This is a genomic window from Fictibacillus sp. NPDC058756, assembly GCF_042746035.1.
GTDB lineage: Bacteria > Bacillota > Bacilli > Bacillales > Fictibacillaceae > Fictibacillus.
Window position 1 is genome coordinate 1485526 of record NZ_JBHYPU010000001.1, and the last position, 25127, is coordinate 1510652.

At 39.1% G+C, this 25127-nt stretch carries 27 protein-coding genes and 1 riboswitch; of the genes, 22 read left to right on the plus strand and 5 right to left on the minus strand.

From position 1 onward, the window contains the following. The first annotated feature begins 25 nt into the window (after positions 1-25). The 8 genes from comGA to ACFW35_RS07460 all read left to right on the plus strand — a co-directional run bounded on the left by comGA (position 26) and on the right by ACFW35_RS07460 (position 4745). On the plus strand, positions 26-1129 hold the full coding sequence (comGA, locus tag ACFW35_RS07425) for a competence type IV pilus ATPase ComGA (protein ID WP_379844780.1): 1104 nt from the start codon (positions 26-28) through the stop codon (positions 1127-1129). Continuing rightward, positions 1080-2111, plus strand: a complete 1032-nt coding sequence (gene comGB / locus ACFW35_RS07430) for a competence type IV pilus assembly protein ComGB (protein WP_379844782.1) — start codon at positions 1080-1082, stop codon at positions 2109-2111. Before comGA ends, comGB begins: the two co-directional genes overlap by 50 nt. A 17-nt stretch (positions 2112-2128) precedes the next feature. Beyond that, the gene (comGC, locus tag ACFW35_RS07435; RefSeq protein WP_379844784.1) at positions 2129-2446 is read left to right on the plus strand and encodes a competence type IV pilus major pilin ComGC; all 318 of its coding nucleotides are present in this window, start codon (positions 2129-2131) and stop codon (positions 2444-2446) included. After that, positions 2443-2883: a competence type IV pilus minor pilin ComGD gene (gene comGD, locus ACFW35_RS07440; protein WP_379847421.1), complete on the plus strand. Its 441-nt coding sequence runs from the start codon at positions 2443-2445 to the stop codon at positions 2881-2883. The genes comGC and comGD overlap by 4 nt, the downstream gene beginning before the upstream one ends. 236 nt (positions 2884-3119) lie before the next feature. Continuing rightward, positions 3120-3605 (plus strand): competence type IV pilus minor pilin ComGF, encoded by a 486-nt coding sequence (locus tag ACFW35_RS07445; RefSeq protein ID WP_379844786.1) that lies wholly within the window; start codon positions 3120-3122, stop codon positions 3603-3605. Continuing rightward, positions 3605-3985 (plus strand): competence type IV pilus minor pilin ComGG, encoded by a 381-nt coding sequence (gene comGG / locus ACFW35_RS07450; protein ID WP_379844788.1) that lies wholly within the window; start codon positions 3605-3607, stop codon positions 3983-3985. Before ACFW35_RS07445 ends, comGG begins: the two co-directional genes overlap by 1 nt. Positions 3986-3987: 2 nt before the next feature. Then, positions 3988-4503: a shikimate kinase gene (locus tag ACFW35_RS07455; protein ID WP_379844790.1), complete on the plus strand. Its 516-nt coding sequence runs from the start codon at positions 3988-3990 to the stop codon at positions 4501-4503. A 50-nt stretch (positions 4504-4553) separates the two neighbouring features. Continuing rightward, positions 4554-4745 (plus strand): YqzE family protein, encoded by a 192-nt coding sequence (locus tag ACFW35_RS07460; protein ID WP_379844792.1) that lies wholly within the window; start codon positions 4554-4556, stop codon positions 4743-4745. Between the two features lie 360 nt (positions 4746-5105). Here ACFW35_RS07460 and ACFW35_RS07465 read toward each other — a convergent pair whose 3' ends face one another. Further along, the gene (locus ACFW35_RS07465) at positions 5106-5882 is read right to left on the minus strand and encodes a YqhG family protein (protein ID WP_379844794.1); all 777 of its coding nucleotides are present in this window, start codon (positions 5880-5882) and stop codon (positions 5106-5108) included. After that, complete coding sequence (locus tag ACFW35_RS07470) at positions 5851-7548, minus strand: DEAD/DEAH box helicase (protein ID WP_379844796.1); 1698 nt, start codon at positions 7546-7548, stop codon at positions 5851-5853. Before ACFW35_RS07470 ends, ACFW35_RS07465 begins: the two co-directional genes overlap by 32 nt. A 117-nt stretch (positions 7549-7665) precedes the next feature. Further along, a riboswitch (glycine riboswitch) is annotated at positions 7666-7751 on the plus strand. Positions 7752-7926: 175 nt separating this feature from the next. Between ACFW35_RS07470 and gcvT the strand changes: the two genes are divergently transcribed. From gcvT to gcvPB, 3 genes are read left to right on the plus strand one after another with little or no spacing between them, the layout of a single operon-like run. Next, positions 7927-9027 (plus strand): glycine cleavage system aminomethyltransferase GcvT, encoded by a 1101-nt coding sequence (gcvT, locus tag ACFW35_RS07475; protein WP_379844798.1) that lies wholly within the window; start codon positions 7927-7929, stop codon positions 9025-9027. 25 nt (positions 9028-9052) lie between these two features. After that, the gene (gene gcvPA / locus ACFW35_RS07480) at positions 9053-10417 is read left to right on the plus strand and encodes an aminomethyl-transferring glycine dehydrogenase subunit GcvPA (protein WP_379844800.1); all 1365 of its coding nucleotides are present in this window, start codon (positions 9053-9055) and stop codon (positions 10415-10417) included. Then, entirely contained in the window at positions 10393-11856 is a 1464-nt protein-coding gene (gene gcvPB / locus ACFW35_RS07485) for an aminomethyl-transferring glycine dehydrogenase subunit GcvPB (protein ID WP_379844802.1), read from the plus strand. Before gcvPA ends, gcvPB begins: the two co-directional genes overlap by 25 nt. Positions 11857-11899: 43 nt before the next feature. Here gcvPB and ACFW35_RS07490 read toward each other — a convergent pair whose 3' ends face one another. Then, positions 11900-12280 carry a rhodanese-like domain-containing protein gene (locus tag ACFW35_RS07490; protein ID WP_379844804.1) on the minus strand — a complete coding sequence of 127 codons (381 nt, stop codon included), beginning with the start codon at positions 12278-12280 and terminating at the stop codon, positions 11900-11902. A gap of 149 nt (positions 12281-12429) precedes the next feature. Between ACFW35_RS07490 and ACFW35_RS07495 the strand changes: the two genes are divergently transcribed. From ACFW35_RS07495 to ACFW35_RS07515, 5 genes are all read left to right on the plus strand, one after another. Then, positions 12430-13266, plus strand: a complete 837-nt coding sequence (locus tag ACFW35_RS07495; protein WP_379844806.1) for a lipoate--protein ligase family protein — start codon at positions 12430-12432, stop codon at positions 13264-13266. A 361-nt stretch (positions 13267-13627) separates the two neighbouring features. Further along, entirely contained in the window at positions 13628-16189 is a 2562-nt protein-coding gene (locus ACFW35_RS07500; RefSeq protein ID WP_379844808.1) for a vitamin B12-dependent ribonucleotide reductase, read from the plus strand. Between the two features lie 98 nt (positions 16190-16287). Further along, a complete protein-coding gene (gene splB / locus ACFW35_RS07505; protein ID WP_379844809.1) occupies positions 16288-17325 on the plus strand; it encodes a spore photoproduct lyase in 1038 nt (345 codons plus the stop codon). Between the two features lie 111 nt (positions 17326-17436). Continuing rightward, the gene (gene mntR, locus ACFW35_RS07510) at positions 17437-17853 is read left to right on the plus strand and encodes a transcriptional regulator MntR (RefSeq protein ID WP_379847422.1); all 417 of its coding nucleotides are present in this window, start codon (positions 17437-17439) and stop codon (positions 17851-17853) included. Between the two features lie 360 nt (positions 17854-18213). Next, positions 18214-19137, plus strand: a complete 924-nt coding sequence (locus ACFW35_RS07515; RefSeq protein ID WP_379844811.1) for a patatin-like phospholipase family protein — start codon at positions 18214-18216, stop codon at positions 19135-19137. Positions 19138-19140: 3 nt separating this feature from the next. Here the strand turns inward: ACFW35_RS07515 and ACFW35_RS07520 are convergent, their stop codons facing one another. Both ACFW35_RS07520 and ACFW35_RS07525 read right to left on the minus strand, forming a co-directional pair. Beyond that, the gene (locus ACFW35_RS07520) at positions 19141-19509 is read right to left on the minus strand and encodes an SA1362 family protein (RefSeq protein WP_379834684.1); all 369 of its coding nucleotides are present in this window, start codon (positions 19507-19509) and stop codon (positions 19141-19143) included. A 19-nt stretch (positions 19510-19528) separates the two neighbouring features. After that, positions 19529-20476: a DUF1385 domain-containing protein gene (locus ACFW35_RS07525; protein WP_379844813.1), complete on the minus strand. Its 948-nt coding sequence runs from the start codon at positions 20474-20476 to the stop codon at positions 19529-19531. Positions 20477-20669: 193 nt separating this feature from the next. On the opposite strand from ACFW35_RS07525, the gene ACFW35_RS07530 reads away from it, so the two are divergent. The 6 genes from ACFW35_RS07530 to spoIIIAB all read left to right on the plus strand — a co-directional run bounded on the left by ACFW35_RS07530 (position 20670) and on the right by spoIIIAB (position 25124). Then, entirely contained in the window at positions 20670-21182 is a 513-nt protein-coding gene (locus tag ACFW35_RS07530) for a YqhR family membrane protein (RefSeq protein ID WP_379844815.1), read from the plus strand. Between the two features lie 80 nt (positions 21183-21262). Then, positions 21263-21715 (plus strand): type II 3-dehydroquinate dehydratase, encoded by a 453-nt coding sequence (gene aroQ / locus ACFW35_RS07535; protein WP_379844817.1) that lies wholly within the window; start codon positions 21263-21265, stop codon positions 21713-21715. Between the two features lie 2 nt (positions 21716-21717). Next, positions 21718-22791 carry a M24 family metallopeptidase gene (locus ACFW35_RS07540; protein WP_379844819.1) on the plus strand — a complete coding sequence of 358 codons (1074 nt, stop codon included), beginning with the start codon at positions 21718-21720 and terminating at the stop codon, positions 22789-22791. A 19-nt stretch (positions 22792-22810) separates the two neighbouring features. Beyond that, positions 22811-23368 carry an elongation factor P gene (gene efp, locus ACFW35_RS07545; protein WP_379844821.1) on the plus strand — a complete coding sequence of 186 codons (558 nt, stop codon included), beginning with the start codon at positions 22811-22813 and terminating at the stop codon, positions 23366-23368. 314 nt (positions 23369-23682) lie between these two features. After that, positions 23683-24612: a stage III sporulation protein AA gene (gene spoIIIAA / locus ACFW35_RS07550; protein ID WP_379844823.1), complete on the plus strand. Its 930-nt coding sequence runs from the start codon at positions 23683-23685 to the stop codon at positions 24610-24612. After that, positions 24612-25124, plus strand: coding sequence for a stage III sporulation protein SpoIIIAB (gene spoIIIAB / locus ACFW35_RS07555; RefSeq protein ID WP_379847424.1), 513 nt, complete (start codon positions 24612-24614; stop codon positions 25122-25124). The genes spoIIIAA and spoIIIAB overlap by 1 nt, the downstream gene beginning before the upstream one ends. The last annotated feature ends 3 nt before the right edge of the window (positions 25125-25127 follow it).

Here is a 25127-nt window from a genome sequence, read left to right on the forward strand (position 1 = left end):
GAAACAAAAAGGAGGTCGATAATGCTTGCCAATAAAAATTTTAGGCATTTCTATTTTGCAAGATGCGGTAACACAAAATGCATCTGACATTCATTTCATCCCATTAAAAAAAGGAGGAATAGTACAATTTCGTATTGATCAAAGATTGCTCGAATACAGATCTCTTAATTTCGAAGAGTACGTACGTGTCATTTCTCATTTCAAGTATTCAGCAAGAATGGATATTGGTGAACACCGTAAACCTCAAAGCGGTGCTATGGATGTGCTTATAGATAATATTAACGTACATCTTCGACTTTCTTCCATTCCTTCTGCATTTAATGAATCTCTCGTAATCCGCATCCTCCCTCAGCAAGAATCCTTTTCAATTAATGAATTATCACTCTTCCCGCATGCACTTCAAAAACTCATTTTACTCATTAAACGTTCAAGCGGTTTGTTATTATTTACTGGCCCAACTGGTTCAGGCAAAACAACAATGCTATATTCTTTGCTGCAATACCTCCAGCACCACTACAAGCGCCAGATAGTTACTTTAGAAGATCCTGTTGAGCGAAAGGTAGATACATTTCTCCAAATGGAAATTAATGAAAAAGCTGGTGTGACTTATGGTGAAGGTTTTAAATCTTTATTGCGCCACGATCCAGATGTCATCATGATAGGGGAGATTCGTGATGAAGCTGCAGCCCGGCTAGTTATTCGTGCGTCTTTAACAGGGCATTTAGTACTCTCGACGATGCATGCCTCTGATTGTCTAGGCTGTTTAGAGCGTCTAAGGGAATTTGGAATCCGTGAAGCAGAATTGAAACAGACATTAATGGGAGTGGTTTCTCAGAGACTGATTTCAATGCCTTGCCGTTTTTGCGGTGATAACTGCAGCGACTTTTGCTTTAAATCACGGACGTTCAGAAGAGCAGGGATTTATGAAATCCTAAGCAATCACGATTTGGAAACCGCATTTAGGCAAGACATTTCCGTCCCTCCATTTTATAAAAGTCTCCCTTATTACTTTAATCAAGCATATGCAGCAGGGTTTGTAACAAAAGAAAGTTATGAAAGGTGGATGGGGGGGCAGGGAAATGTTCAAGAAGAAGTGGAAAAGGGCGTCTCAAGGAAAATTCCTTTATAAACTTGGACTTTTATTAAATCAAGGCTACTCGATCAATAAAAGCATAGAGCTTTTAAGAGCGCAGTTTCCTGATAAAGAACAGCATTTAATAGATGAATTATTAGAGAGATTGTCAGCAGGTAATTCTGTTCTAGATGTTTTCTCAAAATTAAATTTACCAGATGAAGTAACTAGTTCATTATCCATAAACAGCGTTAACGGAAATTTAACTAATAGTTTGATGGAAAATGGTGCTTTTATGAAAAAAAAGGCCGAATGGCGAGATAGATTAAATAAAGCGGTTAGATATCCTTTATTTTTGTTATTTCTTACAGTATGGATCGGAATTCTTTTTTACTATTTCTTATTTCCTCAATTTTCCCTTCTGTTTTCTTCACTGGAAGTTAAGACACCCGCGTTCACCTCAATAATGCTGTCTTTTCTATCTTTGTTTCCTTACCTCCTAATTGCAGCTTTACTAATTGTTCTGCTTGGATGGATTGCGGTTTATTTTGTAAAAAGAAACACAAGTTATTCTGATCAGATGAGTTTATTAATATCTATACCTCTTTTAAAGAAATTTCTTTTGCTTATGAACTCACACTATTTCAGCATTAACTTTGGTTCGATGCTAAAAAGCGGTTTGCCGGTAACAGATGCATTGATAGTGATGGAAAAACATATGAAAAAAGGGTTTTTTCAAGAAGAGAGCATTAGGCTGCAAAAAGGTTTGATTGATGGAAAAACATTGCCTGAGCTTTTACTTCATAAACCTTTTTATGCAAAAGAAATGACTGAGATTATTCGTTTCGGACAAGCACATGGGGCTCTAGGTTCTGAATTAATTCAATATGGAGAGTGGTTATTTATAGAATTGGAGGAGAAAATTCTTTCTAATATGCAAAAAATACAGCCTATCCTTTTTGCTTTAGTTGGTGGTTTTGTCCTGCTTATGTTTGCTTCTATGCTCTTGCCGATGTTTCAACTAATGGATGCCTTATAGGGAGGGAAAAGACTTTTATGAGAAATGAAAATGGTTTTACCCTGATTGAAATGATGATTGTCCTTCTTATTATTTCAGTTTTGATGCTGATTGCCTTGCCGAGTATGACTAAGAATAATGCTATCGTCAAATCTCTTGGTTGTGAAGCAACGATAGATCTCGTGCAAGGGCAGGTAGGTGCTTATGAAGCTGAAAAAAATGAGCGGCCTACAATAGACCAGCTTTTTGATGAGAAATATATCGATACAAAAGTATGCCCCGATAAAGAACCATTGCTCATCGATAGTGAAGGGAAAGTGTATGTGAATGAGGATGAAGAGGATGAAACACCCTGAGCAAATATAAGCAGTCTGGTTATTTATTGATTGAAATGATGATTGTTCTCTTGATAATTGGATTAATCGGCTCTGCAGCTTATCCGAAGTTCAATTCGTTTATAAAAAACAGAAAGACAGAGTACTTTTTAAATTCTCTTGGAAAGGACATAATCTATACTCAGCAAAAAGCAATTAATGAAAGCAGTGTATACCGTCTAACCTTCAATAATGAAAAAAATATGTATCAGGTAGGAACCTATAATTCAAATCGGGTATTAAACCGGCCTATTCCAAAACATATTACCATTGAGGGACAAGCCATGGAATTGACTATCCAATTTAATCAAAACGGAAACATCAGCCGTGCAGGAACACTTTATATATATTCAGGAAATGCTGTGTATAAAATGGTGTTCCAGCTTGGTAAAGGGAAATTTTATGTTGCGGAACAATAATGGATATTTGCTGCTTGAATCCATGTTAGGTTTATTGCTGTTTTTTGCTATAGCTTCCATTTGTCTACCATTTGTTTATATATTGCATCAAGAGCAAAAGACTACCGAGCAGCTAATGTTTGCTATCGAAGAGGCTGATCGGCTTTCTTTAATGAAAATACAATTGCAAGGTAGGGAGTGGACGCGAAACGGAACATCATATTCGTTGATTACTAATAAGGGAGTTACAGATGAGTATGAAATCTGTATTAATTTTGAGGCATCAAATCAAAAAGATTATACAGCGTGTTCAAGCTATTATTAAATATGCTGATTCTCAAAAGGGCCATAGCTTAATGGAAGCCTTCATAGCTTTGACAGTGCTCCTTATGCTCTCCTCGCTCATACCATTACTGTTTATTCCTATCCAAAAACAGCCTCCAACTCCTCAGCTGGAAGAGACCTCAATATTTTTCTCTATGTTAGGAAAAGAAATAAGGGAAGGAAAGTCTATTGAAGTGAATAACAACTCCTTGTACGTCACACTTTCAAACGGCAATATACTAAGTTTCTCAAAATATCATTCTCTTATTCGTAAGCAAGTAAATGGGCTTGGACATGAAGTGTGGGTGCAGAATATTAGTGAAATGGTACTGGAAAAGCATTCAGATGTACTGTTAGCCGTAAAGCTTATTGATACACAAGGAAATGAATATCAGCGTTTTTTTCGAAGGATCGAGTAATGAATAATGAAAAGGGATTAATATATCCTCTCGTAATTACATTATGTTTAGTTATCCTTATCTTTTTTGGATACCTTACAGGAAAGGTTTCCTCTGAAAGGCAGTTTGTTTATATGCAGGAAGAACAATTAAAGCAAACACGGCTTCTTCAGCAAGGGTTGGAGCGGGCAATCATTTATGCAAAGGATGCTTCTGTATTTCTCCCGATGGAGAAGAATTTAATCTTGAATGAAGGAATCGTTAATTTTGTGATCGAACAAACGACAGAAGAAGAAAGGCTAATCATGATCGAAGCATTTACAGATAAGCAACATACAAAAAAGGTGAAAGTATATTATAATGTAACCCAGAATAGCGTTACAAAATGGGTGGAGGGTTAAAGTTGAACACCATATATTTAGTAGGCTTCATGGGATGCGGTAAAACATCTGTTGGAAAACATCTTTCCAAACAGCTTGAAGTTCCGCCATATGATGTAGATTCTGCAATAGAGAAGCAAAGAGGACAAACGATAAAAGAAATTTTTCATCACGAAGGAGAAGAAGCTTTTAGAAACTACGAATCTCTAGCCATTCGTCAGCTTCCACTGGAACATGCAGTTGTCATGACAGGAGGCGGAGCTGTTGTTCGCGAAGAAAATCTTGCTTATATGAAGAGTAAAGGAACAGTAATTTATCTGAAAACAAGTTTCCCTGTATTGTGGGACCGGTTAATGAAAGAAGAGGAACGAAAGAAAAGGCCATTATTGCTGACAAATACAAAAGAAGATATTTTTCAGCTTTATAATGAGCGGCGAAAGCATTATGAAAAAAGTGATATCACGATTTTAACGGACGATCTGACAGCACAAGAAGTATGCGAGCAGATACTTATAAAGTTACAGCGGTTTAATTCCTGAGCAAATAGACAAGACTAGACTGTGAATGGTTAATTAAAGGAGTTTTGTTAATGGCTGCGGGAAATGATGTCGTAAAGTATCTAACTCAGAAAATAGTAAAATATTTAGACGAGCCAAAATCGGTCCGGAAAGAAAGAAAGCGCACACGAAAAAAAGAAAAAGAACCGTTGTTAACATACCTTTTTGGCGTTTTGCCAATGAGTTTAGGTCTTATGTTCAGGAAGAGACGAAAAGATAAGTAATGGCTGGAAAAAGGATTAAGCCGGGTGCCTAACCCGGCTTTTTGTTTTGATTACATGGTTCATATCTAAAAGATTGTTGCTTTCTAACATTTATTATTGAGCAGACTTCTTGACTAGTTGATTGGAGATCAAGGTGCGTGCCTACCACTTGCGAAGCTTCTCGCCAGGCATGCGACGAGGAAGCTCACATCGGTAGTATTTACTTGTAGACGCAGGAGCAAGGATACTTCCATGAAGCGGACAGGTGAGACTCCTAAAGGCGCAAAGCGAGAGGAGGCTCACCGCCCGCCCCGCGGAAAGCGAGCATCCTGAAGCGGAAATCAACATCTTCTAATAGCAACATAGTTTACGAAAAAGCCTTTATGAAAGATAAAAGAGCCCTCCGTTTATGATTTCTACTATGATCTTAGGCTCGTATTGAGTACGAAGTGCTTCTTTTTCAACATGGTAAGCTTCTGGCTTAGTTAAAAGATCCTCATAAAAACTTTCTAAAAGATCTTCATCTTCCTTCCAGCGATTCTTTGCATCATCTGCCCAAGTATGATCATCTTGGTCGATTACTTCCTGTATTTTAGATTCAAGCCTTTTAATCGCACTTTCCGACTTTATAAATGGAGAGAGTGTATAACAAAAATCAGGAATTCTTTTAGTTAATAAAAGCTTCTGAAGCCGGGTATGAAACTGGTCTTCAATCGTCCCGTTAATCAGCTGAATGCCATACGATAGCACTTGATCCTTTTTCTGATCACATTGATAGGTAACTTTCACATTTAAACACAACCAGGGCTGAAGAGGAACTTGAGCACCTTGCTGCGGAACAGATTCGTATAACCGGATAAAAGAAGCGAGTTTTTTTGTAGATGCAAATATTTGATGGAGGCGGGGAGAGCCAAAATGAATAAACTCTCCTTTACCATCTGGTGACTGTTGCTGTCCTGTAACCAGAGTTAATGTCATGGGATTAGGAGTACCGCCGGTTTTTTCAAGGTAGTGCCAATAGAATGGACGATTCATCAGTACTTTGTCCAGCTCAGTCGTTAATTGAACCTTCATATAACTGAAGTTCTTCTCTAGAATCCGGCATTCGTTAGCATCAAAATACCTTTCAAGAAATCGATGTATCTCGTGCTGCTGCATGCTCTTCCCATCCTTTCTGCTTTATACCTCCGTCTAAATTGATGAGGGAAGCAAGGTTATCCATCTTTATCCTGATTTCTCCTTCACTGTCCGAAGTGTTCAAAATATCAGAAATATGGCGCTCAATATTTTTGATTTCAAACTTCGTTAAGATCTCATCAAGTTCCCCAATGACACTCTCAAACAAGTTAATCTTGTTGTAGAGCAGGTTTAAGATATGTTCTTCAATGGTATTCTGAGTAGCAAAGTTATAGATATGAACATCTCCCTGCTGTCCAATTCTATGGATGCGTCCGATACGCTGTTCAATCCTCATCGGGTTCCATGGCAGATCATAGTTTATAATGTGCTGGCAAAACTGTAGGTTAATTCCTTCGCCTCCAGCTTCAGTAGCGATTAAAACTTGAGCTCGAGTCTTAAATAGGTGAGTCATCCAGTCTTTCTTGCTTCGTTTAAAGCCCCCTCGAAAAGGAACAGATGAAATGCCGTGCTGCTGAAGAAACCATTGTAAATATAATTGGGTGGCACGATATTCAGTGAAAATGATAACTTTTGAGTTAATGGACTGAATAAGCTCAAGCGCCTTCAATGCTTTTGAGTTTTGATCTACCAATTCAATTTTCTTCATCAGTTCAACGATGCGGTTTTCCATTAATGTTGATGGAACATCTTTTTGAAGCATATTTTTTAGCGTTAAAAATACCGCTTCTCTTGAACTGCATGCTTCACGCTGTAAGGTAACAACAGAGAACCTGCTTCTGTCAAAGTAGGACTCTCTTTTAAGTTTTGATATTTCATCGTAAAGGTCCCTCTCTGTTTTTGATAATGTTATTGGGATGGTCTTTACTAGCCGTTTTGGCCATTTTAAGCCGGTTTCTTCTCTTCTGTTTCTGACCATTACTTTATTGACAAGCTGCTTTAGTTTTTCTTCGTTTTTCAAGGAGTACTTATCTTCTTTAAAATCCTTATCAAAATTCTCTCTGTTGCCAAGGTGTCCCGGCTTTAGCAGAGAAACAAGATTAAAGATTTCTTCAACTCTATTCTGTACTGGAGTAGCTGTTAGCAATAAACAAAATTTCTTTTTAAGAAGCTGAACAAATTCATAGTTTTTCGTTTTCTTATTCTTTAATTTATGGGCTTCGTCAATAATGATAAGGTCGTACTCCTGATTCAAAACAATATCGCGGTGCGGTGCGCGTTTTGCAGTATCGATTGATGAAACGACAACATCACATTGCTCCCAAACATAAGCCTTCTTTTGAGCAATCGCAGGTATAAAGAATTTTTGATTAAGTTCATTCGTCCACTGTATAACTAATGAAGCCGGCACTAGAATCAGGATTTTCTTCGCTAAGCGTCGAATCATGTATTCTTTTAAAATTAATCCAGCTTCAATCGTTTTTCCTAATCCGACTTCATCTGCTAGAATCGCTTTTCCGTTCATTTGTTCAATAACGGTTGTTGCAACGTCCAGCTGATGAGGCAGAAAAGTCATCTGTGGGAGATGAGCTGGAGCTTGCAGCCCCAAAAACTCAGGTATTGCAAGATGATGTTCGGCCTCAAGTGCCAAATTGTACAACTCCCAGTTGGCCCATGGTCCATCTTCTTCCACACGCTTTAAAAAGTCATCATGCCATTCTCGCTGAAACTGAACGTCGATTTTCATACCGGATATCCTTTCCATAAAAAAGTTCATTGCCATTCCATTTATAAAAATGATAGGATAATAATGTAGTAAACATAGTAATAGTATGTGCGACCTTGGACAATAACATACTCGCGAATGAAAGTAAGAGGAGAGACTGCTTTAGCGGCGCCGAAGGAGCAAACAATTGTGAAACTCTCAGGCAAAAAGACTCTTGCTAGACGCATCTCTGGAGAGAGCTTTTAAATAGATGAAAGCCACCAACGAAGAAACTCAGGAAATATTTTGAGAAACTTACCGGTTGCAGGACAGAGGATTCCTATTTATAAGGGGTCTCTCTGTCCTTTTTTTGTCCAAAATTGATTGAAAATTTTAAAGTATGAAAAAGGAGGAATTCACATGGCTACATTGTTGCGCACACCGTTATTTAACACATATAAAGAACACGGTGGAAAAGTTATTGATTTCGGTGGCTGGGAATTGCCAGTTCAGTTTTCAAGTATTAAAGAGGAACATGAGGCTGTACGTACTCTAGCAGGTTTATTTGATGTTTCTCACATGGGTGAGTTCGAAGTAAAAGGACCAAATGCACTATCATTCTTGCAATATACAATGACGAATGATGTTTCCAAACTTCAAAATGGACAAGCTCAATATACGGCGATGTGCTATGAAAACGGCGGAACTGTAGATGATCTCTTAATTTATAAAAGAGATGAAAATGACTATTTGCTAGTTGTGAATGCCTCAAATATTGAAAAAGATTTCGAATGGCTAAACAGCCACAAAACTGAAGGTGTAGAGCTTGTTAATGTGTCACCTGAATATGCCCAGCTTGCTATTCAAGGGCCAAAAGCTGAAATGATTCTTCAAAAGCTGACAGACACTGACCTTTCTGAAATCGGTTTCTTCCGTTTCAAAGAAGACGTATCGTTAGCTGGGATTCCTTCTTTAGTATCTAGAACAGGGTACACAGGTGAAGATGGATTCGAGATCTACTTAAAAACAGCTGATGCTGAAAAACTATGGAAATCCGTATTAGAAGCGGGGAGTGAAGATGGATTGCTGCCAGCTGGTCTAGGAGCACGTGACACGCTTCGTTTTGAGGCGAAACTTGCACTTTACGGGCAGGAGCTGACAAAAGATATCACACCCATTGAAGCTGGTATCGGATTTGCAGTGAAGACGGATAAAGAAGCAGACTTTATCGGGAAAGAAGTGCTCGCTGATCAAAAGAAAAATGGAGCACCTCGCAAGCTTGTTGGTATCGAGATGATCGATAAAGGTATTCCTCGTTCTCATTATGAAGTGTTTAAAGGGGATAAGAAGGTCGGGGAAGTAACTACTGGCACGCAATCTCCTTCACTAAAGAAGAACCTAGGGCTTGTCCTTATTGACAAGGAATACAGCGAACTTGGAACAGGAGTTGAAGTGCAAATTCGCCAAAAACGCTTAAAAGCAAAAGTGGTAGCATCACCATTTTATAAACGTGGAAAATAAACCGTTCTAATAAGGAGGAGAAACAATGACGTTCCGTTACTTGCCGATGACAGATCAAGATAAAAAGGAAATGCTTGAGACGATAGGAATTGAAACAACAGAAGAACTTTTTAAAGATATCCCTGAAGAGGTACGTTTTAAAGGCCGCCTGGATATCGAAGAAGCATTATCAGAACCACAGCTTGTAAAAGAAATGGGCAGGCTTGCAGCCATGAATAAAAACACGAAGGATTATGCTTCCTTTCTAGGTGCAGGTGTTTATGACCATTACACACCATCCATCGTAAACCATATGCTTTTACGTTCAGAGTTCTATACGGCATACACTCCTTATCAGCCAGAGATCTCCCAAGGTGAACTGCAGGCTATCTTTGAATTCCAGACAATGATCTGTGAATTAACAGGAATGGATGTAGCAAACTCATCTATGTATGATGGTGGAACTTCACTAGCTGAAGCTGGATTATTATCAGCTGCACAAACACGAAGAAAGAAAATCGTTGTTTCAAAATCCGTTCATCCTGAATCCAGAGATGTTCTGAAAACCTATGCAAAAGGACAGCACCTTGAAGTAGTAGAAGTAGATGTTGAAAACGGTCTGACATCATTAAACGATTTGCGTTCAGCGGTTGATGAAGAAACAGCTTGTGTTATCGTTCAATATCCTAACTTCTTTGGTCAGATCGAGCCATTAAAAGAGATTGAAGAAATCATTCATGAGAATAAAGGAATGTTCGTTGTTTCATCTAATCCACTTGCGTTAGGAGCATTAACTCCTCCTGGGAAATTTGGAGCAGACATCGTAGTTGGGGATGCGCAGCCATTTGGTATTGCTCAAGGTTTCGGCGGACCTCACTGCGGATACTTTGCCGTTACAAATAAGCTTATGCGCAAAGTCCCAGGCAGATTAGTGGGCCAGACTGTTGACGAAGACGGCAAACGCGGATTTGTATTGACTCTTCAAGCAAGAGAACAGCACATCAGACGTGATAAAGCTACAAGTAACATCTGTTCAAACCAGGCTCTAAATGCTCTCGCAGCATCTATTGCAATGACTGCTCTTGGTAAAAAAGGTGTTAAAGAAGTAGCGCACCAAAACATTCAAAAAGCTCACTACGCGAAAAAGATGCTCGAAGACAAAGGTTTGAAAACGGCATTTACTGGACCATTTTTCAATGAATTTGTTATCGAACTTAAATGTTCTGCCAAGGAAGTAAACCAAAAGTTATTAGAATCCGGTATTATCGGAGGATACGATCTTGGTCTTTCTTATTCTGAATTGAAAAATCATATGCTTATCGCAGTAACTGAGATGAGAACAAAAGAAGAAATAGATCAGCTTGCAAATGTATTGGAGGGGTTGTCATGCGTACAGAACATCAGTCACTAATTTTTGAATTATCAAAGCCGGGCCGAGTTGGCTATAGTATTCCGGATCTTGATGTACCAGAAGTAAATGTAGAATCCATTATTCCTTCCGACTATTTGCGTACAGAAGAACCAGAACTTCCTGAGGTTTCTGAACTGCAGATCGTCCGTCACTACACGGCATTATCAAATCGTAATCATGGCGTGGATTCTGGTTTTTATCCACTAGGATCTTGTACGATGAAATACAATCCTAAAATAAACGAGGACGTTGCTCGCTTCCCTGGATTTGCTCATATTCACCCCCTTCAAGAAGAAGAAACAGTACAAGGTGCAATGGAAATGATGTACCGTCTGCAAACTTCTTTAGCCGAAATTACGGGCATGGATGAAGTGACTTTACAGCCAGCTGCTGGAGCTCATGGTGAGTGGACAGGGCTTATGATGATTCGTGCTTATCACGAAGCAAATGGTGACTTTAACCGTACAAAGGTAATCGTACCTGACTCAGCTCACGGAACTAACCCTGCTTCTGCAACAGTTGCTGGATTTGAATCGATTACAGTTAAATCTGATGAGCGCGGTCTTGTTGACTTAGAAGATTTGAAACGTGTTGTGGATCAAGATGTAGCAGCATTGATGTTAACGAATCCAAACACTCTTGGTCTTTTTGAAGAGCATATTTTAGAAATGGCGAAAATCATTCACGAAGCCGGCGGAAAGCTCTATTATGACGGAGCAAACGCTAATGCTATCCTAGGTTTTGCAAGACCCGGAGATATGGGCTTTGATGTTGTTCACCTTAACTTGCATAAAACATTTACTGGTCCGCATGGTGGTGGAGGTCCCGGTTCTGGTCCTGTAGGTGTAAAAGCGGATCTTATCCCGTTCTTGCCGAAACCAGTCCTTGTAAAAGAAAACGATGTATATAAGTTTGAATACAACAGACCGCAATCTATAGGACGAGTGAAGCCATTTTACGGAAACTTCGGAATCAATGTTCGTGCTTTCACATATATCATGACAATGGGTCCAGATGGTCTGCATCAAGTTTCAGAGAATGCTGTACTGAACGCAAACTATATGATGCGCCGATTAGAACCGCACTTCGATCTTCCTTTTACGCAGCACTGTAAGCATGAGTTTGTGTTGTCTGGACGCCGCCAGAAGAAACTTGGGGTAAGAACACTCGACATTGCAAAACGTTTGCTTGACTTTGGCTACCACCCGCCAACGATCTATTTCCCGCTTAGCGTAGAAGAGGCGATTATGATCGAGCCGACTGAAACAGAATCAAAAGAAACGCTTGATGAATTCATCGAAAAGATGATTCAAATCGCAAAAGAAGCTGAAGAAACTCCAGAATTGGTGCAAGAAGCGCCTCATACAACTGTTGTAAAACGACTGGATGAAGCAACTGCTGCGAGAAAACCGATTCTAAAATACAGCAAACAAGCTTAATAACCAAACAAAAAAGCAGCCTGCAATGGGCTGCTTTGTTTTTTTAGTTCGATTTTACACGGCCTGTCCATTTGCGGAATCCGCCTTGAAGATGATGCAGTTTGCTGTATTTCTTCTTCTTTAAGAAGTTTGCCGCACGTGCACTTCTAAATCCGCTCTCGCAGTATAGGTACACTGGCTGGTCGTTTCTAACTTCCTTTAATCTCTGTCTCATCTGAGATAACGGAATATTTCTAGCACCAAGAATGTGGCCTTTTTTAAATTCTTCAGGCTCACGTACATCAATTAGCTGAGCTTTACGGTATCCTGCTTTAAACTCTTCTTCATTTAGGGTTTTTAAGAATTTCTTTTGATAGAGCCCCATAGTAACAACATAAGCAAGTATTGCTACAACAACAATAACTATTAAAATAATCCATTCCATAATGCTTGCACTCCTTTAAACAATCTACCCCAATTATAGCGGTGCTGGACCCGATAGGCAAAGAAAATAATAGGATTTAAGCGATTGTTTTTGACACAATCACCGAATTTGGTACACTAGTTACGATAGAATTGCAGGGAGACGAAAACATGGAAAAAGAAAATTGGTATTACATTGATTCAGGTAACTGTGAACCAGCGATTAATATGGCGATGGATGAAGCTCTGTTAACATGGCATAGCGAAGGGAAAATCCCTCCTGTTATCCGTTTTTATGGTTGGAAACCAGCAACATTGTCGATTGGGTATTTTCAAAAAGTAGAAAAAGAGATAAATCTTAATGCCGTAAAAAAATATAATTTAGGCTTTGTTAGACGACCAACAGGCGGACGCGGAGTCCTTCATGATCAGGAGCTGACATACAGTGTAATCGTTTCTGAAGATCATAAAGCGATGCCGCAATCTGTTACAGAGGCTTATAGAGTTATCTCTGAAGGCATTAAAGAGGGATTCCAAGGATTAGGACTGGATGCATATTTTGCGGTTCCAAAAACCGATGAAGAGCGAGAAGGATTAAAAAATCCTCGTTCAGCCGTTTGTTTTGATGCACCTTCATGGTATGAATTAGTTGTTGAAGGAAGAAAAGTTGCTGGAAGCGCTCAAACAAGACAGAAAGGCGTCATCCTTCAGCATGGTTCTATTTTATTAGATCTAGACGAGGATAAACTCTTTGATTTATTTAAGTATTCCAGTGACCGTTTGCGAGAAAGAATGCAGGATGCTTTTAAGAAAAAGGCAGTAGCCATTAATGATCTGCTAGATTCACCTGTTACGATTAATGATGCAAAAACAGCTTTCAAAAAAGGATTTGAAGATGGATTGAACATTAATCTAATTCCCTTTGCGTTAACGGAAGAACAATGGGCTGAAGTCGAACGTATTGCAGATACAAGATATAGAAATGACGAATGGACTTTTAGAAGATAAAAAACAGAAAATCGAAACCTCAAAAGAGGTCTCGATTTTTTCTTTTAGGAAAAGAAGTAATTAAAAAAGAAGTCAAGATATTAATTTTTTTTGGCAAAAAGAAGGATTTTGAGAAAACCTTTGTTTTATATAGGATTTTAAAACTTCCATATAATACAAATCTAGTATTTAGCCAAATAGTAAACAAAATCATATAAATTATTCTTTTTTCTTTGATATTCTAGTAATTACTCTTGATTTCAAGTTTGACAAGATTTTTTCTTTGACATGGTGTTTGCGTATATATAGTATAGGGGTAGAAGAAATACATACAAGATATAGACATTCACCGTGTGTGAGAATATGAAAAAGGAGGAGAAATATGGACGCAGTTGCCACTGTTAAAAAGGGTATCGACTACGAAGCTCTTAATCAAGATATAGCACAATTTCCACAAGTACATCCCGTATCATCCACAATGAAAACGACTCATAAAGGTGTTTCACTACTGGTGATGCTTGATCGATACAGTTTTAAAGACACAGAAAAGAAAACACTCAAACCGGGTGATTTTGTTGTTTTAACGGTCAAAGAAGATCCGAAATTTCCGGCGAGAGGACTTGGCTATATTCAATCAGTCAACTGGGACGATAAAAACGCAGTAGTTTTAGTTGAGGATGAATTCAAAGCAGTACTTGAAAAACCGGAAGAAGCAGAAACAGGACTTATTACACGTTCACTCGATGTGATGGACAAGCCGCTGGAAGTATTCTACGAGCAGATTGCACTAAGGAATGCTACAGGCTTAGCATCTGTTGAAACGACAGAGGAAAAGCGCCAGGAATCGTTCGAGAAGTTCTATAAAGAACTTTCTGAAATGAACTTCGTACCGGCTGGACGAGTTCTTTACGGTGCAGGAGCAGAAACAGATGTAACGTATTTTAACTGCTACGTTATGCCGTATGTAAAAGACTCGCGTGAAGGAATCTCAGATCACCGCAAGCAAGTAATGGAGATCATGAGCCGGGGAGGCGGTGTTGGAACGAACGGATCAACACTTCGACCAAAAAATGCGTTAGCACGAGGCGTAAACGGTAAATCGTCTGGATCAGTATCCTGGCTGGATGATATTGCGAAATTGACGCATTTGGTTGAGCAAGGAGGGTCGCGCAGAGGGGCCCAAATGATCATGCTTGCGGACTGGCATCCTGACATTATTGACTTCATTATTTCTAAAATGCAAAATCCTCGTATTTTGCGTTACTTGATTGAAAACACGAACGACGAGAAGATTAAACAAGTTGCTCAAGATAAATTGAAGTTCACACCGTTAACACCAGCTCAAAAGGCAATGTACGAAGGAATTCTACGTTACAAAGATATTCCGGGAACAGGCGGTTTTGACTCTGATGTTTTACGCGATGCAGAAACGATGCTTCGCGACGGAGGTACTTACAGTGTTCATAATTCAGAGTTCCTGACAGGAGCTAATATCTCAGTTACGATAACCAAAGAATTTATGGAAGCTGTTGAGAACGATGGAGAATATATGTTGCGTTTCCCAAGTGTTGAAGCATACTCTCCTGAAGAAATGGAAGCTTACAATAATGAGTGGCATGAAATTGGAGATGTTCGGGTTTGGGAAGAAAAAGGTTACGGAATTCGTGTTTATAAACGTATTAAAGCACGTGAACTTTGGAACCTGATCAACATTTGCGCAACATACTCTGCAGAACCAGGAATCTTTTTTATTGATAATGCCAATGACATGACGAACGCTACAGCATATGGACAAAAAGTTGTAGCTACTAATCCGTGTGGAGAACAACCACTTGCACCATATTCTGTTTGTAATTTAGCAGCTGTGAACCTTGGTAACATGGCAGACAAAGAAAACAAGAAGGTCGACTTTGAGAAGTTGAAACAAACGGTTGAAGTCGGCGTACGTATGCAAGACAACGTAATTGACGCAACGCCATATTTCTTAGAACCGAACCGTGTCCAAGCTTTAGGCGAACGCCGTGTTGGACTTGGCGTAATGGGACTTCATGATCTACTCATCTACTGCGAGACAGTTTACGGATCAGAAGAAGGAAATAAACTTGTTGATCAAATTTTTGAGACGATCGCGGTTACCGCTTATAAAACTTCGATCGAGCTTGCAAAAGAAAAGGGAAGCTTCCCATTCTTAGAAGGTGAGACAGAAATAGCTACAAATGATCTTCGAAATCGTTTTATTGAAACAGGATATATGAAAAAACTACCTGAAGAAGTACGAAATGATATTTTACAATACGGTATTAGAAACTCTCACTTATTAACGGTGGCTCCTACGGGAAGCACCGGGACCATGGTTGGAGTCTCAACAGGACTTGAACCTTACTTCTCATTCTCATACTTCCGCAGCGGACGCCTTGGGAAGTTTATTGAAGTAAAAGCTGATATTGTAAAAGAATATCTCGATAATAATCCGGAAGCTAATGAAAATGAACTTCCTGAATGGTTTGTTGCAGCGATGGAGCTTGCACCAGAAGCACATGCGGATACTCAATGTGTTATCCAGCGCTGGGTTGACAGTTCAATCTCCAAAACGGTAAATGCACCAAAAGGATATACAGTTGATCAAGTTCAAAAGGTATATGAGCGTTTGTATAAAGGCGGAGCAAAAGGCGGAACCGTTTATGTTGATGGAAGCCGTGATGCGCAAGTTCTGACTCTTAAAGCTGAAGAAACATTTGAACAAACTGAGATCGACCTTGGAATGGAAGAAGAAAAGAAGAAAGTCGTAATTCTTGATACGATTACTGACCTTCGTTCAACAGATGTTACAATCGGTAACGAAGTAGGCAACACATGTCCTGTCTGCCGAAAAGGAAAAGTAAAAGAAATCGGCGGGTGCAATACGTGTACGAACTGTAATGCACAATTAAAGTGCGGCCTATAAACGAAATGCAAGAAGGAACTGGAAATGGTTCCTTCTTTTTATATGCTCATATTCGGACATACTAACCTCATCATTTGTGAATTTTGGGGGTAAATAAAATGGCCGGTGCTAATAAACCGTTTATGCCGCAGCTCATTTATTTTGAACCGCGTGCACTTGAATATCCATTAGGCAAAGAGCTTTTCGATAAGTTCAGTAAGCTCGAGGTTGAGATAAGAGAGACAACTTCACATAATCAGATCCGTGATTTGCCTGGAGATAACGATTTTCAAAAGTATAGAACAGCAAAATCAACGCTTGTTGTAGGTATTCGAAAAACTTTAAAATTTGATACGTCAAAACCGTCAGCAGAATACGCAATACCTCTTGCAACTGGATGTATGGGACATTGTCATTATTGTTATCTGCAAACCACCCTTGGCAGCAAGCCTTATTTAAGAACCTATGTAAACACAGACGAAATCTTTGCTCAGGCTGAAAAGTATATGCAGGAAAGAGCACCGGAGATTACGCGATTTGAAGCGTCTTGTACATCGGATATCGTTGGAATTGATCATCTTACCCACTCCCTGAAAAAAGCGATTGAATTCTTTGGCCAAACGGATTTGGGTAGGCTTCGGTTCACAACGAAATATCATCATGTTGATCATTTACTGGATGCCAATCATCAAGGACGGACAAGGTTTCGATTTAGTATAAATTCACATTATGTGATTAAAAACTTTGAATTAGGCACAAGCCCACTAGAGGAAAGAATTAATGCGGCCATAAAAGTAGCTGAAGCTGGATACCCATTAGGTTTTATTGTGGCACCGCTATATCTTCATAAGGATTGGGAAGAAGGGTATAAAGAGCTTTTTGATATATTAGAAGCAAAGCTCCCAAAACAATTAACAAACGATTTAACTTTTGAACTGATTCAGCACCGTTTTACAAAGCCAGCAAAAAGGGTTATCGAAAAAAATTATCCGAAAAGCAAGCTCGAAATGAATGAGGAAGAACGTAAATACAAGTGGGGGAAATATGGAATAGGTAAGTATGTATATCAGGACGATCAAGCCACAAAGCTTCGTGAGACTGTTGAAAATTATATTAATACTATGTTTCCGCAAGCCAAGATAGAGTATTTTACGTAATATTCCGGTAAAGGGTATTCCCTTGTCACTCAAACATTTCTATAGTATCCTTTTTATAGAGACCAATCGGTTTTAGTATAGGGAGGGAACATTTTGCCGCCAACCCCAAGTATGGAAGACTATATTGAACGCATCTATGCCCTAATAGAAGAGAAAGGGTATGCAAGAGTATCAGACCTTGCAGAAAACCTTGAGGTACATCCCTCTTCTGTAACCAAAATGATTCAGAAACTCGACAAAGGCAAGTATGTCGTTTATGAAAAATACAGAGGCTTTGTTTTAACGCCTAATGGAAAAAAACTAGGTAAGCGTTTAGTATACAGACATGAATTGTTAGAAGAATTTTTGAAGGTAATCGGGGTAGATGAGGAAAACATCTTTCAGGATGTTGAAGGAATCGAGCACCATTTAAGCTGGAACGCTATTGATCGAATAGGAGATCTCGTGCAATTCTTTGAAGAAGACAAAGATCGCCTTAGTGAATTAAGAGAAGTACAAGCTAAAAACGAAGAACAAGGACAATCATAATTTTTTATGGTTGTTTTTTTATAGTGGTTGATTTCCGTTCCAGGTGCTCGCTTTCCGCGGGGCGTGCGGTGAGCCTTCTCGGCTCTTTGCGCCATTAGAAGTCTCACCTGTCCCGCTCATGGAAGTATCCTTGCTCCTGCGTCTACAAGTAAATGCTACCGATGTGAGCTTCCTCGTCGCATGCCTAACGAGAAGTTTCTCAAGTGGTAGGCACGCACCTTGCACTCCAATCAACTTGTCAATGAAGATAAAAATGACACCCAAAAGCAACAATCTTTTAGAGACTATCCATTTATTTTGAAAAAATTGGTTATAAAGGACATCTTCTTGTGATTAGGATAGTAGTGGAGGAGATGGTCAATGCGAATAGACGGCGTATTTTCAGGTGGAGGAATTAAAGCTCTCTCGTTGATCGGTGCGGTTGAGGCGGCAGAACACAGAGGACTTTCTTTTGAAAGGGTTGCAGGGACAAGTGCCGGTGCGTTAATGGCTGCTTTAGTAAAAGCCGGGTATAAAGCTGATGAAATGAAAAGCATTATTGATGCACTTGATTTTAAAAAGTTCTTGGACACAAGTAAGGTTCCAATACCGTTTATGAACTGGTTAAAGCTTTATTGGAAACTAGGTCTCTTTAAAGGAGATTATTTAGAAAATTGGGTGGCAACCCTTTTGGCTAACCGGGGAATCGTAACTTTTGCTGATATTCCTTATGGAAGCTTAAAGATAATCGCATCAGATATAACCCGCGGCAGACTTATTGTACTACCCGATGATCTTGAAGAATACGGCTTGCTTCCAGAACGTTTTCCAATAGCCAGGGCTGTTCGGATGAGCTGCAGCCTTCCCTACTTTTTTTATCCTATTAAGCTGTTTAATCGGGTTGGACAAAAAAGCTATATTGTCGATGGCGGTGTCTTGAGTAATTTTCCGATGTGGCTGTTTCAAAGAAAAGACCGGGTACCAATACGTCCCGTGTTAGGTTTTCAGCTTAGTTCATATATCAATGATCATATTCCGACACATCAGGTTAAGAATGCAGTACAGCTTTTTAAAGCATTGTTTGAAACCATGATGCAAGCACATGATAACCGTTATATTGATTCACACGATGCCAGAGATATTATATTTATGCCTGTTAAGCATGTGTCTGTTATCGACTTTCAGTTGTCTGCTGAAGCGAAAAATGAACTTTATCAGTTTGGGTATGACAGGGCAGAACAATTTCTGCAGGGTTGGATTGCAGGGAAATCATATCCGCATCCAGCATACAAAAATCGAGCCTGATCCTTAAAAGGAGGCTCGATTTTTTTTCTTGTTCTTTTTTCCTTCAATAACAGTTAAATGATGTTCTCTTGCCCGTTTTTTCTGAGCTGTACTTTTAACTTTCTTGTTAGAAAATAACGGCGAAGTTTTTGAAGGCTTCTGATTGGAACCATACCGTTTTTTTGATTGTTTTACTGCTTTTCTATATTTGCCGTTTACTCCTGATGAAGTTCTGCGAAATATAAAGTAAAAAACGGCGACCACTGCTGCTCCAATCAGAAGGGTTGTAAATAGTTGGCGAGGTGAAGTGATCAGTTGATATAGGATTCCGACAACAGCCAGTGAAATGACAAACCAAATGATAGGATGCAATCTTCTGCTATTCTGTTGCAACAGGTCCACCTCCTTAAAATTAAACAATTTGATTTTGCTGTTTCTCACTTTCATAGGATGCGTCACGTTTAAGCATTTCATTAAAAGATAGTATAGAAACTTCTATTTGTTTTTCGTCAGGTTCTTTTGTTGTCAATAATTGCAGCCATAGTCCCGGATATCCTAAATATCGAAGTACTGGAACGTCTCTTAATTTGTTCGTCAGCTGTAATACTTCAAAAGATACCCCTAAAACGACAGGAATAAGCGCGAGTCTGGATAAAATTCTTTGCCAAAGTACGTCAGATGGTACAAAATAATAGATCACCATTCCAACAAGTACTGTAAACAGGATAAAACTGCTTCCGCAGCGGTAATGAAGCCGTGAATGCCGCTTAACATTTTCGACAGTAAGTTCATCCCCAGCCTCGAAAGTATTAATCACTTTGTGCTCGGCACCGTGATACATAAATACCCTCTTAATAGCGGGGGTTAATGAAACAAAATAAATATAGCTTAGTAAGAAGATAAACTTAAACATACCTTCTAAAAGATTTTGCCCAAGATGACCTGGAACAATAAAACGAAAAGCTTCTGCTAAGAACACTGGAACCAGTGTAAACACGAATTTTCCGAACAGAAATGATAGGACACCGATTATCGCCAGGCTAAAGAAAAAAGTAAATTTCGAAGGTTTTTCCTCTTCTGCTTCTGCAAGTTCTTCACCAGGATTGACACCAAATCGTTCAGCGGAAAAATTCAAGTGCTGCGTGCCGTTCATACTGGCTTCAATAATAGCGATAAATCCCCTTACAAAAGGAATCTTTTTAAGTTTTGCTAACACAGGAGCTGGTTTCTTTTTAAGTTCAAAATACTCAATTGAATCATCGTTTCTTCTAATTGCCGTCACATATGTGTGTCTTCCGGCAAACATAACCCCTTCTAGTACAGCTTGACCGCCGTAAACGGGTTTTTTCTCTTTTGTCATGTTGGACCCCCAGCCTATAATTTTGTAGGTACTTTCTATTCTACAGTAAAGCTGGATATTCCTCCAGAAGGTATGATTTATTTGTATTTTTCCCATTCTATACATGTTTTACACGGATTATGATTGATTAAGCTTAATAGAGTTTGATGTGGTATTTTATGGACATACTATAGTGTGTTGGAGGTGTTCGTTTATGGACGAAAAACAATTAGAGCAAAACAAACAAGAATCCCAATCTTCGTTTATGAGCCGGGTTGTGGGAGTAGGTTTTTTTGGAGGACTGATTTGGTCTTCATTTGGTTTCATTGCATACTACTTAAATTTTTCTAAGGTAGGACCAGCTCTAGTATTGGCACCGTGGGCATTAGGGAAATGGAAATCTCAATGGATCGGGCAGCTTATCAGTATTCTGGTTATTTCATTGCTCTCGATCTTAGTGGCGATCGGGTATCGTTATGCTTTTGCAAAAATTAAATCCATGTGGGGCGGAATTGTCTTTGGAGCTGCATTATGGGGTATTGTATTTTATTTGCTTCATCCCATCTTTCCAGGATTGGAGCCAATGAATACAATTGGTAAAAATACAATTACAACAACACTCTGTATTTATATATTATATGGTGTTTTTATAGGGTATTCTATTTCATTTGAATATAGAGAACGATTCGGTGAGGCTCAGGAAAAGAAGCAGTCTGCACAAAGTTAGTAACTATCCAAAAGATCAAACGCTATGATAGAATGTTGTAAGAACATTCTATTTTTTTGTGTAAAGGCGAGGTGGCGTTAATGGACTGCAAAAAGTCTATTCTTGTTATTAACGGTCCTAACTTAAATCGCTTAGGAAAACGGGAACCAGGAATTTATGGAGCGAAAACATTAGACGATCTCCAGTTAGAACTGGAAAAACAAGCTTCTGAGCTTTCCTTTGATGTCTCATTTAATCAGAGCAATTCAGAGGGAGAAATTATCGACTGCATACATGAATCTTCCGGTAAGCATGAGGGAATCGTTTTAAACGCAGGGGCTTATACTCATTATAGTTATGCGATTAGAGACGCAATTGCCAGTGTGGATGTCCCTGTAATTGAAGTTCATTTATCAAACGTTCATGCCAGGGAGGAATTTCGCAGGCAGTCTGTAATTGCTCCTGTTACGATCGGACAAATCTCAGGTTTTGGATTTGATAGCTACAAACTTGCACTTCAGGCTTTCAGCAACAATGTTAAATTGGGGGAATGAAAATGGATCGTGTAGAAAGAGCAAGGCAATTATTTGAGAACTTCGATATTGATGCATTACTAGTGACTTCTTCTTCAAACCGATTCTATTTAAGCGGTTTTAAAGGCAGTTCAGGGGTGCTTCTTATTACAAAAAATGACGCTATCTTGGTAACGGACTTTAGATATAAAACACAAGCCGCGGAACAAGCAAAAGGGTACCGTGTAGTTATGCACACTGCTCCTATTCCTGAAGAGGTTGCTAAATTAGCAAAAGATCTATCTATTAAAAAACTAGGATTTGAACAAGATAATGTTACATATTCTACATATCGTACATATGACAGCCAGTTAAATGAAGCAGAAACAAAGCTCGTTCCTGTTACAGGATTAGTGGAAAAGTTGCGCTTGATAAAGGATGAATCAGAGATTAAGATAGTAAAGGATGCCGCGTCTATTGCTGATGCCGCTTTTTCACATATTATCGAGTTTATAAGTCCTGGTTTGACTGAACGGGAAGTTTCAAATGAACTTGAATTTTTTATGAGGAAAAACGGAGCAATCGCTTCATCATTTGATATCATAGTGGCTTCGGGTTATCGTTCAGCTCTGCCGCATGGTGTAGCATCAGATAAAACGATTGAGACTGGTGAATTAGTAACTTTGGATTTTGGAGCATACTACAAAGGTTATTGTTCAGATATTACACGTACCGTGGCAATTGGCAATGTCTCAGATGAACTGAAAGAAATTTATCAAGTTGTATATGATGCACAAATGCTTGGCATGAAAGGTATTAAACCGGGAATGACTGGTAAAGAAGCAGACGCGTTGACAAGAGATTATATCGCTTCTAAAGGTTATGGAGATTATTTTGGACATTCGACAGGTCATGGAATCGGGTTAGATGTTCACGAAGGCCCTGCTTTGTCAGTTAAATCTGATACTGTCCTAGAACCAGGCATGCTTGTAACAGTCGAACCTGGAATCTATATTTCAGGTCTTGGCGGAGTGCGAATTGAAGACGATGCCCTTATAACGATAGATGGTAATGAATCACTTACTCATTCTACAAAGTCTCTTATAACGATAAGTTAACCAATCAGGAGGAAAAAACATGATTTCAGTAAACGATTTTAAAACAGGCTTAACAATTGAAGTTGACGGAGGAATTTGGCAAGTTCTAGAATTCCAGCACGTAAAACCAGGAAAAGGTGCAGCTTTCGTACGTTCAAAACTTCGTAACTTGCGCACTGGCGGAATTCAGGAAAAAACGTTCCGTGGCGGAGAGAAAGTATCTAAAGCACACATTGAAAATCGCAAAATGCAATATCTTTATGCTTCAGGTGATACACACACATTCATGGACAATGAATCTTACGAACAGATTGAACTTCCTGCATCACAAATTGAGTATGAACTAAAGTACTTGCTAGAGAACATGACAGTTCATATCATGACATATCAAAGTGAAACAATCGGAGTTGAGCTTCCGAACACAGTTGAATTAGTTGTTGCTGAAACAGAGCCTGGAATTAAAGGTGATACTGCTTCAGGCGGTACAAAACCGGCTACACTTGAAACTGGTTTGATTGTCCAAGTTCCTTTCTTTGTTAACCAAGGCGACAAACTTGTGATTGATACTAGAAATGGAGCATATGTTTCACGCGCATAAAATAATGAATAAAGATTTGAAAGCCTTATTCCGTTTCGGAATAAGGCTTTTTTTTATGGCTCTTTACAAAAGATTTTTTATTGAAAAAGATGTCGAAGTTTGACGAGAGACCTAATTTTATAAATTTAGACTTAATGTTCCTGCGATTAGACCTATTTCTATCTCAATTTGACTTAATTATATTAAAACAGACCTAATTAGAAAACTTCTCCACATCTTCCCCCCCATACTTTACTATGCCTCTCTTTATTGGCATAAAGCGTAAGGATAAGCCATACGTTTATAGTACGAGCTTTTAAAAGGAGACCCCGGCTATGGAAAAAATATTTAGATTGTTTCCAGAAGAAATTCAGCAGATGTTACGTAATCTTCCTGCAGTCATTATTCAATCTGTGGAAGAAATAAGGATTAGGATCGAACAGCCATTAGAAATAGTATGTTCAAGTAATCCAATCTATCCATCTGATAAGCCAGTTTCTGCAGAAGAAGCACAAGTTCTTCTTAATCGGCTGAGCCAGCACTCGTTATATGCATTAGAAGAAGAACTAAAACGCGGATATATTACGATTTCTGGCGGTCATCGTGTTGGCCTTGCTGGAAAAGTAATAACTGAGCAGGGATTTGTAAAAGCCATTAAAGAAATAAGCTCTTTTAATATCAGGATTGCCAGAGAAAAAATAGGTATTGCCGAGCCGCTTGTTCCCTATCTTTTTCAAAAAAATTGGCACAATACCTTGCTTATCGGACCTCCGCAAACAGGGAAAACGACTCTTTTAAGAGATATTGCGAGACTGGTCAGCTGCGGAATAAAACAAAGAAACATTCCATCTTTTAAAGTAGGGATCGTGGACGAGCGTTCTGAAATAGCAGGATCTATTAAAGGAATCCCTCAGCATTCACTTGGTAAACGAGTAGATGTGCTTGATGCCTGTCCAAAAGCAGAAGGTATGATGATGCTCATACGATCAATGAGCCCTCAAGTCTTAATTGTGGATGAAATAGGAAGAAAAGAAGATGGTGAAGCAATCCAAGAAGCTATGCATGCAGGTGTGCAGATGATTTTCACGGCGCATGGCAGCAGTTTGGAAGATGCTCTTAAAAGACCGGTGATGAAACCTTTATCTGGTCTTTCATTGTTTCAAAGATATGTTATTTTAAGCCGCGAAAAAGGACCAGGTACGATTCAGCGTATTTATGACGGTTCATTTAATGAGATCTACCGGTCGTCAGGAGGTGCAGCATGATGAGCTGGTTCGGTGCCGTTGCTATATTGTCAGCTACAACTATATTTGGTTTCGAATGGGCTAAGCGTGTCAGAGAAAGGCCGAAGCGGCTGCGAGAACTGAAAGTTACGCTGCAAGCACTGGAAGCTGAGATCATGTATGGTTCAACTCCGCTGAGTGAAGCGTTTCAGCATATAGGAAAACCTTTAAAAGAGCCGTTATCTTCTTTTTTTCTAATAATTTCTGATTTGTTAAACGATGGAGACCTTACTGTTCAAGAAGCCTGGGAATGTCAGCTAGAGGTTTTGGCAAAGGAAACATCGTTTAAAAGCGGGGAGATCGAAGTGCTTCGCCAGTTTGGATCTACCCTTGGCAGACACGATAAAGAACATCAGCAGAAGCAAATTCAACTGACCCTTGCTCATCTAAATCGTGAAGAAAAAGAAGCAAGGGATATACAGGAGCGTTATGAAAAAATGTGCAAAAGTCTCGGCGTACTGATGGGACTTTTAATCGTAATCCTTTTAATGTAACAG